Annotated in this window: 12 protein-coding genes; 11 read left to right on the forward strand and 1 reads right to left on the reverse strand. The window is 70.2% G+C overall.

What is annotated here, in order from left to right:
- The first annotated feature begins 11 nt into the window (after positions 1-11).
- The 11 genes from ACIA3K_RS24175 (at position 12) to ACIA3K_RS24225 (ending at position 15,170) form a co-directional block, all read left to right on the forward strand.
- Positions 12-4,814 (forward strand): beta-ketoacyl synthase N-terminal-like domain-containing protein, encoded by a 4,803-nt coding sequence (locus ACIA3K_RS24175; RefSeq protein WP_396803951.1) that lies wholly within the window; start codon positions 12-14, stop codon positions 4,812-4,814.
- 38 nt (positions 4,815-4,852) lie between these two features.
- Complete coding sequence (locus ACIA3K_RS24180) at positions 4,853-5,164, forward strand: acyl carrier protein (protein WP_396803952.1); 312 nt, start codon at positions 4,853-4,855, stop codon at positions 5,162-5,164.
- Positions 5,165-5,166: 2 nt separating this feature from the next.
- Positions 5,167-6,006: an alpha/beta fold hydrolase gene (locus ACIA3K_RS24185; RefSeq protein ID WP_396803954.1), complete on the forward strand. Its 840-nt coding sequence runs from the start codon at positions 5,167-5,169 to the stop codon at positions 6,004-6,006.
- Between the two features lie 26 nt (positions 6,007-6,032).
- The gene (locus ACIA3K_RS24190) at positions 6,033-6,995 is read left to right on the forward strand and encodes a sulfotransferase domain-containing protein (RefSeq protein ID WP_396803955.1); all 963 of its coding nucleotides are present in this window, start codon (positions 6,033-6,035) and stop codon (positions 6,993-6,995) included.
- A 301-nt stretch (positions 6,996-7,296) separates the two neighbouring features.
- The gene (locus ACIA3K_RS24195) at positions 7,297-8,871 is read left to right on the forward strand and encodes a hypothetical protein (protein WP_396803956.1); all 1,575 of its coding nucleotides are present in this window, start codon (positions 7,297-7,299) and stop codon (positions 8,869-8,871) included.
- 146 nt (positions 8,872-9,017) lie between these two features.
- On the forward strand, positions 9,018-10,010 hold the full coding sequence (locus tag ACIA3K_RS24200; protein ID WP_396803958.1) for an alpha/beta hydrolase family esterase: 993 nt from the start codon (positions 9,018-9,020) through the stop codon (positions 10,008-10,010).
- A 48-nt stretch (positions 10,011-10,058) separates the two neighbouring features.
- Positions 10,059-11,204, forward strand: coding sequence for an ABC transporter ATP-binding protein (locus ACIA3K_RS24205; protein ID WP_396803959.1), 1,146 nt, complete (start codon positions 10,059-10,061; stop codon positions 11,202-11,204).
- A complete protein-coding gene (locus tag ACIA3K_RS24210) occupies positions 11,201-12,031 on the forward strand; it encodes an ABC transporter permease (RefSeq protein WP_396803961.1) in 831 nt (276 codons plus the stop codon). Before ACIA3K_RS24205 ends, ACIA3K_RS24210 begins: the two co-directional genes overlap by 4 nt.
- A 37-nt stretch (positions 12,032-12,068) precedes the next feature.
- On the forward strand, positions 12,069-12,932 hold the full coding sequence (locus ACIA3K_RS24215; protein ID WP_396803962.1) for a 3'(2'),5'-bisphosphate nucleotidase CysQ: 864 nt from the start codon (positions 12,069-12,071) through the stop codon (positions 12,930-12,932).
- Between the two features lie 7 nt (positions 12,933-12,939).
- A complete protein-coding gene (gene cysD / locus ACIA3K_RS24220) occupies positions 12,940-13,863 on the forward strand; it encodes a sulfate adenylyltransferase subunit CysD (RefSeq protein WP_396803964.1) in 924 nt (307 codons plus the stop codon).
- Positions 13,863-15,170 carry a sulfate adenylyltransferase subunit 1 gene (locus ACIA3K_RS24225; RefSeq protein ID WP_396803965.1) on the forward strand — a complete coding sequence of 436 codons (1,308 nt, stop codon included), beginning with the start codon at positions 13,863-13,865 and terminating at the stop codon, positions 15,168-15,170. Before cysD ends, ACIA3K_RS24225 begins: the two co-directional genes overlap by 1 nt.
- A gap of 61 nt (positions 15,171-15,231) precedes the next feature.
- Here ACIA3K_RS24225 and ACIA3K_RS24230 read toward each other — a convergent pair whose 3' ends face one another.
- Positions 15,232-17,106 (reverse strand): S8 family peptidase, encoded by a 1,875-nt coding sequence (locus ACIA3K_RS24230; protein WP_396803967.1) that lies wholly within the window; start codon positions 17,104-17,106, stop codon positions 15,232-15,234.
- Positions 17,107-17,249: the final 143 nt, after the last annotated feature.

Here is a 17,249-nt window from a genome sequence, read left to right on the forward strand (position 1 = left end):
AGAGGCCGAAAATGAACACGAGTACCGATCGGAGCGACCCGATCGCGATCGTCGGGATGGCGGCGGTGATGCCCGGCGCCGGCAACCTGGAGAGCTACTGGCGGAATCTGGTCGACGGGGTGGACGCGATCACCGACGTGCCGTCGCACCGGTGGGACGAGGAGTTCTACGACCCGGAGCAGGCCCACCGGCCGGACCGGATGTACTGCCGGCGCGGCGGGTTCGTCGACGAGTTCGCGACCTTCGAGCCGCTGCGGTTCGGCATCATGCCCGCCTCGGTCGCGGAGATCGAACCGGACCAGCTCATCGCTCTGAACGTGGCCGCCGCCGCGATCGATGATGCCGGTGGCGCGGACCGACTGCCCGGCGGCGACCGGGTCGGTGTGATCCTCGGGCGGGGCGGCATCCTCAGTCCGGCGCAGGCCCGCTATGCCCAACGCGTGCGGATGTCGAGCCAGGTCATCCAGGTGCTGCGGGAGCTGATTCCGGAGCTGGACCAGAGCCGGCTCGACCTGGTACGCGAGAAGTTCGACGAGCGGCTCGGCCCGTACCAGCCGGAGGGGACGATCGGTCTGGTGCCGAACCTGGCCGCGTCCCGGGTGGCCAACCGGCTCAACCTGCGCGGTCCGGCGTACACCCTGGACGCGGCCTGTGCCTCGTCGCTGATCGCGGTCGACCAGGCGATCACCGAGCTGACCAGCGGACGGTTGGACGCCGTCCTGGCCGGCGGTGTGCACCACGTTCACGACATCAGCTTCTGGTCGGTGTTCAACCAGTTGCGGGCCCTGTCCAGGCGCGGTGAGAGCCGGCCGTTCCACCGGGAGTCCGACGGCCTGCTGATCGGCGAGGGCACGGGTGTGGTCGTACTCAAGCGGTGGTCCGACGCCGTCCGGGACGGCGACCGGGTGTACGCCGTCATCCGGGGCAGCGGGATGTCCAGCGACGGCCGCTCGGCGAGCATGTTCAACCCGGCCTCCTCCGGACAGGTGCTGGCCATCCGGCGCGCCTGGGAAGCGGCGGGGCTGGACCCGACCGCGCCGGACGCGCTGGGGTTGTTGGAGGCGCACGGCACCGGCACACCCACCGGCGACGCGGCCGAACTGGTCTCGGTGGCCGAGGTCTTCGGACCGCATTCGGGCGACGGGCCACGCCCGGTGATCGGATCGGTCAAGTCGATGATCGGGCACACCATGCCGGCCGCCGGCATCGCTGGCCTGATCAAGGCGACGCTCGCGGTGTACCGGGGAGTGCTGCCGCCCACGCTGCACTGCGACGATCCACGCTCGGAGATGGCCGCGACCCGGTTCGCCCCGATCCCCACCGCCCGCCCGTGGGAGAGCGACGGGCCGCGTCGCGCCGGGGTGAACGCCTTCGGCTTCGGCGGCATCAACGCACACGTCATCATCGAGCAGGCGCCCGAGCCCGCCGGTGTACGGGAGCGGCCGACCGGCGGGCAGCCGTTGGCGGTCGGTGGAGCAAGTGGCGGACGAGACGCCGCCCCGAGCACGGCCAGCTCGACGGTTGCGGTGACCGAGCCGGACCAGGTGCTCTGGCTCGCCGCGCCGGACCCCGCCCGGTTGGCCGACCTGCTGTCCCGCAGCGACCACGAGGTACGGGCCCTCGGCGTCGAACGGGCCCGGAGCAACCGGCCCGCCAACGGGGCCGAGGCGTGCCGACTCGGCATCGTCAGCCCGACCGACAAGCTGCTGGCCGTCGCCCGCAAGACGGTGGACCGCGGTCAGGCCTGGCGGGGCGGACGGGACATCTGGTTCAGCCCGTCGCCGCTGCTGTCCTCCGGCACCGGGCGCCTCGCCTTCGTCTTCCCCGGCCTGGAGGCGGAGTTCGCGCCCCGTACGGCGGACATCGCCGCGCACCTCGGACTGCCGGACCGGCGGTGGTCCGCCTCGGACCTGGGCCGGCACGGCGCCGGGCTGATCGAGGTCGGCAAACTTCTCGACAAGGCGCTGCGCCATATCGGCGTGCTACCGGACGCGGTCGCCGGACACAGCATCGGCGAGTGGACCGCCGCGGCGACCAGTGGGCAGATCAGCACGGCGGCGATGGACGAATTCCTGGAACTGTTCAACGCCGACTCGGTCGAGGTCTCCGGATACGTGTTCGCCGCTGTGGGAGCGGGCGCGGACCGGGTCACCCCGATGCTCGGAGACTTTCCGGGGGTGGTGCTCTCGCACGACAACGCCCCGGGGCAGTCGGTGGTGAACGGCCCCGAACCCCAGGTGGACCGGCTCGTCGAGGCCCTGCGTACGGCGAACGTGCTGTGTCAGAAGCTGCCGTTCCGGTCGGCCTTCCACACTCCCGTGTTCGTCGACGGCCTGCAGTCGATCGGCGCGGCGCTGCGCCAGTGGGAGGTACACCCGACCCGGATACCGGTCTGGTCGGCGACCCTGGCGGCACCGTTCCCCGCTGACGAGGCGCAGGTCAACGCGCTTTTCGTCAGGCACATGATGGAGCCGGTCTGGTTCCGTCAGACCGTCGCGGCGATGTACGACGCCGGAGTACGGGTCTTCCTCCAGGTCGGTGCGGGGCAACTGGCCTCGCTGATCAGCGACAACCTGCGCGGACGTGAGCACCTCGCGATGCCGGTCAACGTGAAGCACCGCAGCGGGCTCGACCAGCTCCGCCGGGTCGCCACCGCGATCTGGGTGGAGGGCGGCAGCCCGAACCTGACCGCGCTCGATCCACCGCTGGCGGAGGCACCCGCGAAACCGGTACGCCGTGGCCCGTCGATCTCGCTGGATCTCGGTGGCCCACTGGTCCGACTCGGGGCGGACGCCGCCGGTCTGCTCGGCGTGTCAGCGGGCGGCGCCCAGCCGAGTCACCTGTCGGCGGGTCCGCCGAATCACGGTACGGCCGTTCCGGTCGGCGCGTCGCCGTCGGTCGGGGCCGGGCGCCAGCCGGAGCCGGCGGCTAGCGGCACCAACCCGGCGGCGGCGCTCGCCGCTCTGCACAGGTTGACCGGACGGTCCAGCGCGGCCGCGGAGCTCGCCGCGCTGTTGCAGGACACGGCTCGGGACGCGGTGAACGTTCTGGACGCGGCCGCCCGACCGGCTCCGCCGGTAGCGCCGCGCCCGGTTGACGGACACCCCCCGGTCGCCCCGCCTGCCGGACCCTCCCGAACCGTCGCGTCCGGGGGCCATGGCAACGGCAACGCGGGCAACGGCGTCGGTTCGGCCAACGGGATCGACACCGGCAAGGCGATCAGCGCCAGCGCGAGCAACGGCGACCCGGGTACGGTTCGGCGGATCACGTTGCGGGTCTCCGTCGAGAACATGCCGTACCTGAAAGACCACTGCTTCTTCGTCCAGCCACCGGACTGGCCGAAGATGGAGGACCGGTGGCCGGTGGTGCCGGCCACCACCCTGGTACAGCACATGGTCGACGCGGCGGAGCAGGCCATGCCGGGCATGCGGGCGGTGGCCGTACGCGACGCCCGGTTCAACCGTTGGCTGATAGCCGAGCCGGGTCAGGACGTCGAGATCGCGGTGAAGCCGACCGGTGACGGCCTGGTCTCGGTCACCTTCGGCCCGTACGCCCGGTCGACCGTGGAACTCGCCGCGGACTATCCGGCGGACCCGCCCGAGGTGTGGCGGCACGATCCCGCGACCGAGCGGCCGCCACGGATCAGCGCCGAGGAGATGTACGCCGAGCGGCTGATGTTCCACGGCCCCCAGTTCCAGGGCATCACCGCCGTGCACGCCCTCGGTGACATGCACGTACGGGGGGTGGTCAGCGCACCCGTGCCGCCGGGCGCCCTGCTGGACAACGCGCTACAGCTGATCGGCAACTGGCTCATCACCACACAGCCGTTCCGTACCGTCGCGTTGCCCGTGGGCCTTCGCCACATCCGCTACTTCGGCCCCCCGCCGGCACCCGGTACGGCCTTCGAGTGTGTCGCCCGGGTGCGCTCGATCGACGACGCGCAACTCGTCGCGGACACCCAACTGGTGGTCGGCGACCGGGTGTGGGCACAGATCGAGGGCGCGGTGGACCGGCGCTTCGACAGCCATCCGCAGGCGCGGCCAGCGGAACGGTTCCCCGAGCGGCATCCGATGTCGCTGATCCAACCCGAGGGCTGGACGATGGCCTTCGACTGCTGGACCGACCTGGTCACCCAGGGCATGGCCGCCCGCGGCATCCTGGGCTCGGCCGCGTACGAGGACTACGAGCGGCAGCCCGCCAGATCCCGCAAACAGTGGCTGTTGGGCCGGATCGCGGTGAAGGACGCCGTCCGGTTCCGGTTGTGGGAGGACGGGCACCGCGACATCTACCCCATCGAGCTGACGGTCGGCAACGATCCCGACGGGCGACCCCGGGTGCACGGACGTCCGGGCCGGGACCTGCGCGAGTGCGATGTCTCGCTGGCGCACTGCGCGGAGATCGGCGTCGCGATCGCGAAGCCCCGCGGACCGGCGTCGCCACCCGAGGTGCCCGGCATCGGCATCGACGTCGCCGAGATCACCGACCATCCCGAGAGCACCCTGCGCTTCGCCCTGACCGACGGGGAGATCGCCCTGTTGGACTCGCTCGGCGGCGACGCCGAGGACCGGCGGCGGTGGTTCACCCGGTTCTGGGCCGCCAAGGAGGCCGTCGGCAAGGCGGAGGGGACCGGGCTCGACGGCCGCCCGCGCCGGTTCGTCGTGACAAGCGCCACGGACACGGTGCTGACCGTCCACGTCGACGACCGGAGCTACCCGGTCCAGCACCGCGAGGTCGGAAATCCCGAAGACCTACCGCCCCGACGGTACGTGGTCGCCTGGACCTGGGGCCCGCGGACCGGGACCGATCAGCCGTGACCGGTATCCACTCCCGACCATTCGAAGGAGTACCTCCCATGGCCGCCTCGCACGCCGACATCCTCGCCGAGCTCACCGGAATCATCCAAGCGGTCCTCGGCGACTTCGCCGCCGATGAACCCATCACCATGGACACCACCTTCCGCGACGACCTCGGCATGGAGAGCATCGACGTCGTCTCCCTCGCCGGCCGGCTGCAGGCCCGGTACGGCAACACCGTCAACTTCGCGCACTTCGTCGCGAAGCTGGATCTGGAGACCGTGGGCGAGCTGCGGGTCGGGCAACTGGTCGAGCACATCGCACGTTCCCTCGACGTGAGCCCCACCGCCGTCGAGGCGGTCCACTCGTGACGATGATCCGGGCCAACGGGATCGACGTGCACATCGAACACCTCGATCCACCGGCCGCGGAGCCGGGCGAGGTCGGCGCCGGCCGGAGTGCGGCGCCGGCCACCCTCGTGATGATCCACGGCATGGCCTCCGACAGCCTCGCGAGCTGGTACTTCACCCTGGCCAAACCGTTGTCCGACGCCGGACTGCGGGTGCTGATGTACGACCTGCGGGGGCACGGCCACAGCGAGCGCCCACCCACCGGCTACACCCTCGACGACTTCGTCGACGACCTGGCGGCGATGCTGACCACACTCGACGTCACGGGTCCGGTGCACCTGCTCGGCAACTCGTTCGGTGGCACGATCGCATTCGCCTACGCGGTCCGCCACCCGGATCGGGTCGCCTCCGTCGCGGCGATCGAATCCTCGCCGCCGACCCCGGCGTGGATGGCCCGGGTCGCGCGCCGGCTGGGCCGGGCCGCCGACCTCCTGCCCCGACCGGAGGCGCTGGCGCAGATCAGCGCCGGTCGGGGGGAACGGGTGGCGCGGCGGGCCCGGGCCACCGGCGAGATGCTCGCGACGACCACGCTGGCCCGGGACCTACCGGCGAGCGCCCTGCCCACTGCCGCACAGATCAGCGCGATCGGCGTACCAGTGCTCTGCCTCTACGGCGCGGACTCCGCGGTCGTCGAGCTCGCACCGGCGGTGGTCCGGCTGCTACCGCAGACGCGGACCGTGGTCCTACCCGGCGAGAAACACACAGTCCTGGTCGACCGGCCGGAGGCGGTCCGCCGGCTCGTCCTGGCGTGGCTCCGCGAGGAGTGCTCCGTCGAGGTGGCCGAGGTGGCTACCGCCCCGTGACAACCCAACGTGCAGGAGGTCCTCGGATGGACACCCCGGTCACCGGCAGGTCGATCATCATCAGCAACGGCCGGTGCGGCTCGACGCTGCTCTCGGACCTGATCGCGGAGCAGCCCGAGACTCTCTCGGCGCAGGAGTTCTTCATGTCCGTCGCACCCTGGGCGCGCAGTTCCGAGGTGCTGACCGGGGTCGCGTACTGGGCGGTGCTGAGCAGCCCCAAGGCGGAACTCGCCACTCTCTTTCGGATCGGGTTGCCGCCCAAGGAGGTGCGCTACCCCGCGACCGGGAGGTGGGCCGGCCGGATGACCGAGCTGCCGCGGATCCTCGCCATCACCCTGTCGAAGCTGACCCCCGACCCGGACCGCCTCTTCGACCAGCTCGCCGAGCGGGTGCCGGACTTCCCGACGCAGTCGGTCGGCGACCACCACCGGATGTTCCTCGACCTGTTGGCCGTGATGACCGGCAAACGGCGCTGGGTCGAGCGTTCCGGCGGTTCCAGCCACGTCGCTCCGTACCTTTTGCGGGCATTTCCCGAGGCGAAGGTGGTGTATCTGACCCGTGACCGGGAGGCGACCGCCCGCTCGATGAGCCGGCACTCGTCGTTCCAGCTGATTCAGCTGCGGGTGGAGTTCCTCGGCCGGTGCGGGCTGGACCCGTTCCGGATCGAGCCCGGCCAGTCCGTGCCCGAGGACCTGGAGCGTTACCTGCCGGACCGGCTCAGCGCCGACCTGCTCCGGGACCGGGGCCAGGACCTGCGCCGCTACCTCGGTCTGAGCGCGTTCCTGACCAGCCAGGCCGAGCAGGCGCTCACCGACCTGCCTCCGCGACACCTGCACCGGATGAGCTACGAGGACCTGGTCGCCGACCCGATCGGGCAGCTCGGCCTACTGGCCCGGTTCCTGGAGTTCGAGGACTGGGAGGACTGGGCACGGCGGGTCGCCGGACGGGTGGTCAGTCCCGCCCGGTCCCGCGAGGTCGCCGCGGCCTGACCCGCGATCGTGCCCCACCGACCGTCAGGACTCCGTCGAACGAGAGGAACCATTCGTGAAACCACTCCGGATGTCGGGCCGGCGACCGCTCGCCGCGGCCGCCCTACTGGGACTGCTGTTCGTCCTCGCGGCGCCAGCGTCAGCCGCCGCCACCCCGATCGGGACGGATGCGTCGGGTACGGCCGGACATCAGCCGAAATACGATCGGACGCTGATCGGGAAAGGCACCCCGGACGAGTGCTTCGCCGGTGTCGGTGTGGCCTATCCACCCGGCCCTCCCTGCGCTACCGGCCAGCCGAAGGTGAACCAGTCCTACCTGTGGGGCATGACCCAGACCGCGCAGAGCCTGTGGTTCGGCACCGGAGCGAACGTCAACTGCATGACCAGCGGGCGCAACCTGCGCAACACGACACCGAACCTGAACGACGACTGGGTGTGCGAGTACGGCGAGAGCCAGATCGCGAAACGTAACCCGACTCTGCCCGCCACCCTGGGGGACCATCGCCCGCCCCGCTTGTACACGTACGACAAACGTTCGGGGCGGTTGACGGAGAAGACCGACGCGGTGAAGAACGCCTCCACCACCGACGCCAACCGGCTGAGCACGACCGCCGGAATCCGGGCCGCCGGCACCCATCAGGGGGTGGCGTTCCTGGGTGGGCCCGCCCTGGGCGAGAGCATCAACCTGTTCGCCTTCGACACCGGCACCGGCGCCTTCCTCGGCTCGGTCAACCTGCCGGCGTACGGCAACATCCGCCACTTCGTGGTGGCCGACGGCGCGCTCTACGCGGGTGTCGGGGTGGGCGCGAACGGCGGCAACCGGGGGCACGTGCTGCGCTGGACCGGCTCCCGGAGCAATCCGTTCAGTTTCGTCGAGGTCGCGAACCTGCCGGCCCAGGCGGCGGATCTCACCGTGCACGACGGGCGGATCTTCGTGACGACCTGGACGGGTTCCGGTGACGACGCCCTGGCAGCCGGCGTGCCCGGCACGACCGACGAGCCGCTGTCCGGGGTCGCCGGGGTGTGGATGAGCCCGAAGCTGTCGCAGGGGGAACGCGGCCTCACGCCGGCCGACGCCGACAACTGGACCCAGGTCTGGTCGGTCGAAGGGTACGAGCCCGATCCGGTCGTCGCCCGCACCTACGCCCTGGGTGGGCTCGCCTCCTTCAACGGCTACCTCTACTGGGGCACGATGCACGTGCCGATGAAGGCGACCACCGTGCACATCGCGACCTACCCACCGGCGAACGAGGCCGCGCTGCGCGCCACGGTCCGCAGCACGCAGCGGGCCATCAGCATCTTCCGAGGTAAGAGCTTCGGCGACCGCCACCAGCGGGTGGACCTGCTGTACGGCGCAAGCCAGTTGCCCGCCTACGACCCGGCGGGCAACGACGGAACGGGTCTCTGGGCCGCCGCCTCGACCGGATACACCCCGTTGTACGGCCCGTCGGGCATGGGCAACCCCTACAACAACTACACCTGGAAGATGGCGGTGGCGGGCGGGAAGCTCTACGTGGGCACCATGGACTGGAGCTACATCTCCAAGGATCTGGGCCAGGACACCGCCCGGCTGTTGGGTGTCACCGGCCCCGCCGCGGCCGAGTTCGGCAAGGCCTCGGTATTGGCCGACGACCCCCCACCGGCCCCGGTCTACGGCGGCGACCTGTTCGTCTTCGACTCGACGAGCAGACCGGCCACGGTGGTGGACAACAGTGGGCTCGGCAACTACCTGAACTACGGCATCCGCAACATGATCGCCGACGGGTCGACCCTCTACCTGGGCATGGCCAATCCGATGAACCTGCGTACGGACCCGGACGATGACGTTCCCGAGGGCGGCTGGGAACTGATCCGACTCAGCGTGCAGCACTGCTAGTCGGTTGGCTCCGCTCGGCGGCACCTCGCGGGAACGGGCGGAGCCATCCCCGCCAAACACAAATCGGTGCAGGTCTTTACAAAACCTGAACATTAACATGTCAGGGTACGATTATGGTGAAATTTGGTGCATATTGGACGCGTCGCGTGGGACCGCGCGGTCGGCGGCGACACCTGCTCACGGTCCTGTCGCTCGTCGGAGCACTCACCCTGCTGGCCGGCTGTGGACTGTTCCGGGACGACCCGGAGCGGCACGAGGTGGGACCGGTCTCCACCACCGTGCCCAGCGGCTCCTCGACGCACACCCTCGTGGTCGACGGGCAGGAGCGCCGCTACCGCCTCTACCGGCCGACGAACCTCGCCGGGTCGACGCCGGCGCCGCTCGTGGTCATGCTGCACGGCGCGCTCGGCACCGGCACCCAGGCGGAAACCTCCTACGGCTGGAACGCCCGGGCCGACCGGGAGGGCTTTGTGGTGGCCTACCCGGACGGGATGAGCCGCTCCTGGGCGGTCAGCCCGGACTGCTGCGGCCCACCGGCCCGCGACGGCGTGGACGACGTGGCCTTCATCCAGCAACTGGTGGCCACCGTTGCCGACCAGCTTCCGGTGGACCGCAGCCGGATCTACGCCACCGGGATCTCCAACGGCGGGATGCTCGCATACCGCCTGGCGTGCGACACGACGCTGTTCGCCGCGATCGGGCCGGTGGCGGCGACCCAACTCGGTCCGTGCTCGTCCCCGGCACCCATCTCCGTGATCCACATTCACGGGATGGCGGACCAGACAGTGCCGTTGGGCGGTGGTCCGGGCAAGCGGGACAACGACGGGACCGGACGCAATCCGGTCAAGATCGACGGCCCGCCGATCCCCGACCTGCTCGGCCGATGGCGTACCACCGACGGATGCCCGGCGCCGGCGACGACCGCCTCGGGCCCGGTCCGGACCTCGGTCGCCACCTGCCCCGGGGGACGGGCGGTCGAGTTGGTCACCGTCGACGACGCCGGCCACCAGTGGCCCGGTGCCGCCGGCCCCGGACCGCAGGCGCAACGCCTGCTCGGCCTGGATCCGCCCGCGACCGCGCTGGACGCGACCGAGACCATCTGGCGTTTCTTCGACGCACACCCCCGAACCGGCGGCTGACCCGCACCGGCGGCCACTGATCCGACAGCTCACGAGAGGGAGCAGCAGATGCCCAGTAGTGGTGGCAGCCCGGCCGCGGTCGAGGTCGCCGACCTCGTCAAACGCTATCCCGGGAGCACGAACGCAGCCGTGGACGGGCTGTCCTTCACGGTGGCCCCCGGCGAGATCTTCGGGCTGCTGGGACCCAACGGCGCCGGCAAGTCGACCACCATCGGCATCCTCACCACCCGGCTGCGGGCGTCCGGGGGCCGGGCGCTCGTCAGCGGGATCGACGTGGTCGGCGACCCGGTCGCGGCCCGCGCCCAGTTGGCCGTCGTACCCCAGCACAACAATCTGGACCGGTCGCTGACACCACGGCAGAACCTGCTGTACCACGCCGCGTACCACGGCGTCGGCCGCGCCGTACGAAACGCGCGGGCCGATGCGCTCCTGGACCGTTTCGGCCTGAAGGATCGGGCGGACAAGCGGATCGAGGCGTACTCGGGTGGCATGGTGCAACGGCTGATGATCGCCCGCGCGCTGATCCACGAACCAGCGGTGCTCTTCCTCGACGAGCCCACCAACGGTCTGGACCCGCAGTCCCGCCGACTCATCTGGAGCCGGATCCGCGAGATGCGGGAGCGGGGTGTGACGGTCGTACTGACCACTCACCAGATGAACGCGGCCGCCGCCCTGGTCGACCGGGTCGGCATCGTCGACCACGGTCGGCTGCTCACCGCGGACACGCCGGGCAACCTGGTCGGCGGGCTCGCCGGACGATCGATCCTCGACCTGACCGTCACCCTGGCCGCGCTCGACGAACCGAACGAGCTGTTGAGTGCGCTTTCCGAGGTCTCCGGCGTACGCAAGGGTGAAAGGCTCGCCGACCCGCCGCCGCCCGGCGCCGGGGCCGGGGGCGGGCCCGGCAGTCTCCGCTCCATGCTCGGCCTCGGCGGCGGCGCGGGGTTCGGGGCGGGCACACCCGCCGCACTGACCGCGCTGGCCCGGCAGCGGGCGGTCGCCACGCTCGCCCCCGACCGGGGCGGGCGTAAGCGCGTCCGGATCCGGCTACATCTCGCCGCCGACCCCGCCACCGTGCTCGGGCCGGCACTCAGCGTCCTGACCACACGGTCGGCGACCCTCACCGATGTGCACATCGGTGAGCCGAGCCTCGAGGACGTCTTCATCGGACTGACCGGAAGGGACCCACGGTGACCGACCTCGACACCCCGCCGGCTGTCGCGACGAGCGCCACGGCGGCACCTGCGCGACCCAGCGCCCACCGGGCCTTCCTGGCCATTCTGCGCCGGGACCTGTTGGTGACCGTCAAGGAACTCTGGGTCATCCTGGTCCAGGTCGGCCTCACCCCGTTGTTCATGCTCTTCGTCTTCGTCAAGGTGCTCGGCGGGCAGGGCGTCGTCACCCAGAACTTCGCCGACCTGTTCCTGCCCGGCATCGTCGCGCTCGCCGCGCTCACCACCGCGCTACAGAGCGTCGCGCTGCCACTGGTCAAGGAGTTCGGCTTCACCCGGGAGATCGAGGACCGGCTACTCGCCCCGCTGTCGACGAACCTGGTAGCGGTCGGCAAGCTCGTGGTCGCGATGCTGCGCGGGCTCGTCGCCGCCGCCCTCATCTACCCACTGGGCGCACTGATGGTCGGCTCGGCCCCGTGGCAGCCCGGACGGTTACCGATGGTCCTGCTGACGATCCTGCTCGGCGGGTGGATCGGCGGCGGCATCGGCATGACGCTGGCGATGATCCTGCCCATCCAACGGATCAACATCACGTTCTCGCTGGTCGTGACCCCGATCATCTGGACCGGTTGCATCCACTACCCGTGGCCGCGGCTCTCCTCGATGCCGTGGTTCCAGGCGGTCACCGCCCTCAACCCGATGACCTACGTCTCCGAGGGCGTGCGCGGTGCCATGCTGCCCGGCGTCGCGCACCTACCGGGGTGGGTCTGTCTGCTGGTCCTGACCGGGGTGGCCGCGATGGTCACGGTCACCAGTGTCCGAAGTTTCAGTCGGCGTGCCGTCCAGTGAACGGCACGGTCACCGCGTCTATCGGAGGTGTTCGTCGATGAACGTGCTGGAACCCCCCAGGTCAGCAGCTCCCGCGTCGGATGGCGCGTTCGCCGCCTGGTTGGCCGATCGGGCCGGCCGGCTGCTGCTGCAGGTCCGCGCAACGCACGGCCACCACGACCCGACAGCGTTGAAGCGCGCGGGTGATCACGCGTCGCACCAACTGCTGCGCGTTGAACTGGCGCGGCACAGAAGCGCCGACGCCGTGCTCTCGGAGGAGGACGACGACGCCCGGCAGGCCTGGGCAACGGGTACGGCCAGTCCCCCGCCGGAGCGGCTGGACGCCGACCGGGTGTGGATCGTCGACCCGTTGGACGGGACCCGCGAGTTCTCCGAGCCGGGCCGGACCGACTGGGCGGTGCATGTCGCACTCTGGCAACGGAACGCCCCGACGGAGCACCGGCTCGTGGCGGGCGCCATCGCCCTGCCGGCCCAGCTCCGTACCCTCGACACCGAGACACCCCCAACCCGGCCGCCGACGGTCGGCGGTCGGACCATCCGGTTGGCGGCGAGTCGGAGTCGGCCGCCGGCCTTCCTGACGGGACTGGCGGACGAGGTCGGTGCCGAGTTGGTGCCGATGGGGTCGGCCGGGGCGAAGATCGCCGCGGTGATCACCGGTGAGGTCGACGCGTACGTGCACGCCGGTGGTCAGTACGAGTGGGACTCGGCGGCACCGGTGGCGGTGGCGACGGCCACGGGTCTGCACGCCTCCCGCATCGATGGCTCCGCGTTGAGCTACAACGAGGCTGATCCCCGGCTGCCGGACCTGGTGGTCTGCCGGCCGGAGCTGGCCGCCCCACTCCTCGCCGCACTGCGGCAACACCTGACCCCCGTGCCGGCACCGGCCACGGCAGCCGGTTGATACCGCGATGACGACTGACGACACGACGCCGGCGGCGTACCGGGTGTCGCACCTGGACGCGATCGAGGCGGAGAGCATCTTCGTCATGCGCGAGGTGGTGGCCGAACTGGAGCGCCCGGTCCTGCTCTTCTCCGGCGGCAAGGATTCGATCGTGATGCTCCGGTTGGCCCAGAAGGCGTTCGCGCCAGCCCGGATCCCGTTCCCGGTGCTGCACGTCGACACCGGGCACAACTTCGACGAGGTGCTGGACTACCGAAACCAGCGCGTCGCGGAACTCGGCCTGCAGTTGGTGGTGGCGAGCGTACCCGAGGCGTTGGAGGCAGGTCTGGTCCGCGAATCCGCCGACGGGACGCGGAACCGGATCCAGACCCCGGTCCTGTTGGCGGCGGTGGAGAAGTACCGGTTCGACGCGTTGTTCGGCGGGGCGCGGCGGGACGAGGAGAAGGCCCGGGCCAAGGAGCGGATGTTCAGCTTCCGGGACGACTTCGGTCAGTGGGATCCGAAGAACCAGCGGCCGGAGCTGTGGTCGTTGTACAACGGGCGGCACCACCCGGGCGAGTCGATCCGGGTGTTCCCGTTGTCGAACTGGACCGAGCTGGACGTCTGGCACTACATCGCCCAGGAACGGTTGGCGTTGCCGTCGATCTACTACGCCCACGAACGTACGGTGATCGAACGCGACGGAATGCTCTACGCCGTGAACGAGTTCATCGTGCCCCGAGGCTCGGAGGAGCCGTTCAAGGCGCGGGTGCGGTACCGGACCGTCGGCGACGCCTCCTGCACCGCGGCGGTGCTGTCCGAGGCGGACACGGTGGACCTGGTGATCGAGGAGGTCGCGGCGACCCGGATCACCGAGCGGGGGGCGACCCGGGGTGACGACCGGGTGAGTGAGACCGCGATGGAGGACCGCAAGAGGGAAGGCTACTTCTGATGACTACGACCGGGGTCGCGGTGGTCGAGGGCGCAGCGCCCGAGGGCCGGGCGATGGATCTGTTGCGGTTCACCACGGCGGGCAGCGTCGACGACGGCAAGTCGACGCTGATCGGTCGGTTGCTCTACGACACCAAGTCGTTGTTCACGGACCAGTTGGCAGCCGTGGAGGCGGCCAGCGCGGCCAACGGCGACGAGTACACGAACCTGGCGTTGCTGACCGATGGCCTGCGGGCGGAGCGGGAGCAGGGCATCACGATCGACGTGGCGTACCGGTACTTCGCCACGCCCCGGCGCAAGTTCATCGTCGCCGACACCCCGGGACACATCCAGTACACCCGGAACATGGTCACCGGCGCTTCCACCGCCGACCTGGCGTTGATCCTTGTCGACGCCCGTAAGGGCCTGGTCGAGCAGTCCCGCCGGCACGCGTTCCTCTGCTCGCTGCTGCGGGTGCCGCACCTGGTGTTGTGTGTGAACAAGATGGACCTGGTCGACTGGTCGCAGGAGGTCTACGAGCGGATCGCCGACGAGTTCACCGCGTTCGCGGCGAAGTTGGAGGTGCCGGACCTCGCCGTCGTCCCGGTCTCGGCGTTGCGGGGCGACAACATCGTGACCCGCTCGGAGCACACCCCGTGGTACGAGGGCCCGTCACTGCTGCACCACCTGGAGCGGGTGCACATCGCCAGTGACCGCAACCTGGTCGACGTCCGGTTCCCGGTGCAGTACGTGATCCGTCCGCAGTCGACCACGATCACCGACTACCAGGGTTACGCCGGCCAGGTCGCTTCGGGTGTGCTGAAGCCGGGCGACGAGGTTCTGGTGCTCCCCTCCGGATTCACCTCCCGGATCGCGGGGATCGAGACCGCGGACGGACCGGTCGCCGAGGCGTACCCGCCGATGTCGGTCACGGTCCGATTGACCGACGAGATCGACATCTCCCGGGGCGACCTGATCTGCCGGCCCAACAACGGCCCGGCGGTCGCGCAGGACATCGAGGCGATGATCTGCTGGATGGACGAGGCCACCCCGCTGCGTCCCGGCGCGAAGTACGCCATCAAGCACACCACGCGTACCGCCCGGGTCGTGATCCGCGAGCTGCACTACCGACTCGAGGTGAACTCGCTGCATCGTGACGAGGCCGCCACCGAACTCGGCCTCAACGAAATCGGCCGGGTCCGCATGCGTACGACCGTTCCGCTCCTCGCCGACGAATACCGGCGCAACCGCACCACCGGTGGTTTCATCCTGATCGACGAAACCACCAACCGCACCATCGCCGCCGGAATGATCGTCGACTTCAATTGACCTACGGCAAGGGCCCTTCCCGCTACCGGAAATCGGAGCGGAAAGGGCCCTTCGTCACGTCTCAGACGGTAAGGGTCCAGGAGTTGATATAGCCGGTGTCACCGGAGAAGACGTCTCGCACCCGGAGCAGCCAGGTACCGTCCGCCGGCTCGGTGGAGAGATTCGCGGTATAGGTGGCGTTGACGTTGTCGGCACCATCGAAGAAGCTCTGGTTCTTCAGCCGGTAGGCCGTACCGTCCGGTGCCACCAGATCGATGACCACGTCGCCACGGAAGGTGTGCACGATATCGACCGCCACGGTGGACGCCGAGGAGGCGTTACGGTTACAGCCGGTGATGACGATGCCGCTGGTCACCGCCGTGTTGGTGTCGGGTATCGCCACATCGGTGCCGTTGGTGCCCGAGCAGCCGCCGCCACCCGAGCCGGTCACCGTCAACGAGTACGTGGCGCTGCGCGTACCCGCGGTGCCGGCACCGGTGACGGTGACGCCGTACGTGCCGGCCGGGGTGCTCGCCGAGGTGGCGATGGTGAGCGTGGACGAGCCGCCCGAGGTCACCGTGGCGGGGCTGAACGAGGCGGTGGCGCCACTGGGCAGCCCGCTCGCTGACAGGCTCACCGACTGCGCCGAGCCGCTGGTGGTCGCGGTACTCACGGTGGCGCTGACCGAGCCGCCCGGCGCGGTCGAACCGGCCGTCGGCGACACCCCGACGGAGAAGTCGTCGGCCGGTGGCGTGCTGCCGCCGCCCACGTAGAGCAACTGGTTGGGGGTGCCGGTGCCGACGTTGGTCACCACGTTCGGGGTGGAGTTGCCGACCAGGTAGTCGCGGACCTGCTGCGGGGTCCAGGACGGGTTCGCCGACAGCGCCAGCGCCGCCGCGCCGGCGACGTGCGGCGAGGCCATCGAGGTGCCGCTGATCGTGTTGGTCGCGGTGTTGCCGTTGTACCAGGCCGAGGTGATGTTGACGCCCGGAGCGAGGATGTCGACGCAGGTGCCGAAGTTGGAGAAGCTCGCGGCCGCGTCGTTGTTCTGCGTCGCACCTACCGTGATCGCGGAGGCCACCCGCGCCGGGGAGTAGTTGCAGGCGTTCTGCCGGACGCCGAGGGCGTTGCCGTTGCCGGCCGCGACCGCGTACGTGACGCCGGAGTTGATCGAGTTGTTGATGGCCGTGTCGAGCGAGGAGTTGGCGCTCCCACCGAGGCTCATGTTCGCCACGGCCGGCTTGATCGCGTTCGCGGTGACCCAGTCGATGCCACCGATCACACCGGCGTTGGTGCCGCTGCCCGAGCAGTTCAGCACCCGCACGCCGACCAACTGGACGCCCTTGGCCAGTCCGTACGACGAGCCGCCGACGGTGCCGGCGACGTGCGTGCCGTGCCCGTTGCAGTCGTCCGCCGAGCCGCCGTCGACAGCGTCGTAGCCGGACGTGGCCCGGCCACCGAAGTCGTTGTGGGCGAAGTTGATGCCGGTGTCGACGATGTACGCGTGCACGTTGGTCGCCGTGTTCGGATAGGTGTACGAGCTGTCGAGCGGCAGGTTGCGCTGGTCGACGCGGTCCAGGCCCCAGGACGGGGGGTTCGGCTGTGTCCCGGAGATGTCGACCGTGTGGTTCTGCTCGACGTACGCGACATCGGGGTGCGCGGCGATCCTGGCCGCCGTCTTGGCGCCGGCCGTGATCTCGAAGCCGCGCAGTGCCGTGGAGTAGGTGCGGGCGACCGCTCCGCCGTGCTGACCAGCCAGCCGGCTGGCCGTCGCGCCGACGTGCGCCCGACCCACCGCGCTGTCCTTGAACACCACGATGTAGCTGTCGGTGACAGCCGTGGCACCGCCGGCACTGCGGATGCTGCCTTCCGGTTCGGCCGCCACGGCCGGCGTGGCGGCTGTCAGTGCCAGCATCGCGACGGCGCCCACCACGATTGATCTTCTCGGGAGACTCATTCTCCCCTCCCTCCGATTCGGCACTTCGTCCACTCGCCCACGACGAGGAATCGATGTTGGCCGATTGAGAAGAGATTACTCAATGATGGCGGCAGAAGACAGATCCAGGGACCTCTATATCGCACGCGGGATAGCGGTCGAGG

Origin of the sequence: Micromonospora sp. NPDC051543 (assembly GCF_044454415.1) — a bacterium.
Lineage (GTDB): Bacteria > Actinomycetota > Actinomycetes > Mycobacteriales > Micromonosporaceae > Micromonospora.

Excerpts from the sequence above, each read along its gene's own strand:
- ACIA3K_RS24225 (WP_396803965.1), top strand. The coding sequence starts at position 13,863 with ATGACTACGACCGGGGTCGCGGTGGTCGAGGGCGCAGCGCCCGAGGGC.
- ACIA3K_RS24185 (WP_396803954.1), top strand. The coding sequence starts at position 5,167 with ATGATCCGGGCCAACGGGATCGACGTGCACATCGAACACCTCGATCCA.
- ACIA3K_RS24180 (WP_396803952.1), top strand. The coding sequence starts at position 4,853 with ATGGCCGCCTCGCACGCCGACATCCTCGCCGAGCTCACCGGAATCATC.
- ACIA3K_RS24230 (WP_396803967.1), bottom strand. The coding sequence starts at position 17,106 with ATGAGTCTCCCGAGAAGATCAATCGTGGTGGGCGCCGTCGCGATGCTG.
- ACIA3K_RS24205 (WP_396803959.1), top strand. The coding sequence starts at position 10,059 with ATGCCCAGTAGTGGTGGCAGCCCGGCCGCGGTCGAGGTCGCCGACCTC.
- ACIA3K_RS24175 (WP_396803951.1), top strand. The coding sequence starts at position 12 with ATGAACACGAGTACCGATCGGAGCGACCCGATCGCGATCGTCGGGATG.
- ACIA3K_RS24215 (WP_396803962.1), top strand. The coding sequence starts at position 12,069 with ATGAACGTGCTGGAACCCCCCAGGTCAGCAGCTCCCGCGTCGGATGGC.
- ACIA3K_RS24190 (WP_396803955.1), top strand. The coding sequence starts at position 6,033 with ATGGACACCCCGGTCACCGGCAGGTCGATCATCATCAGCAACGGCCGG.
- cysD (WP_396803964.1), top strand. The coding sequence starts at position 12,940 with ATGACGACTGACGACACGACGCCGGCGGCGTACCGGGTGTCGCACCTG.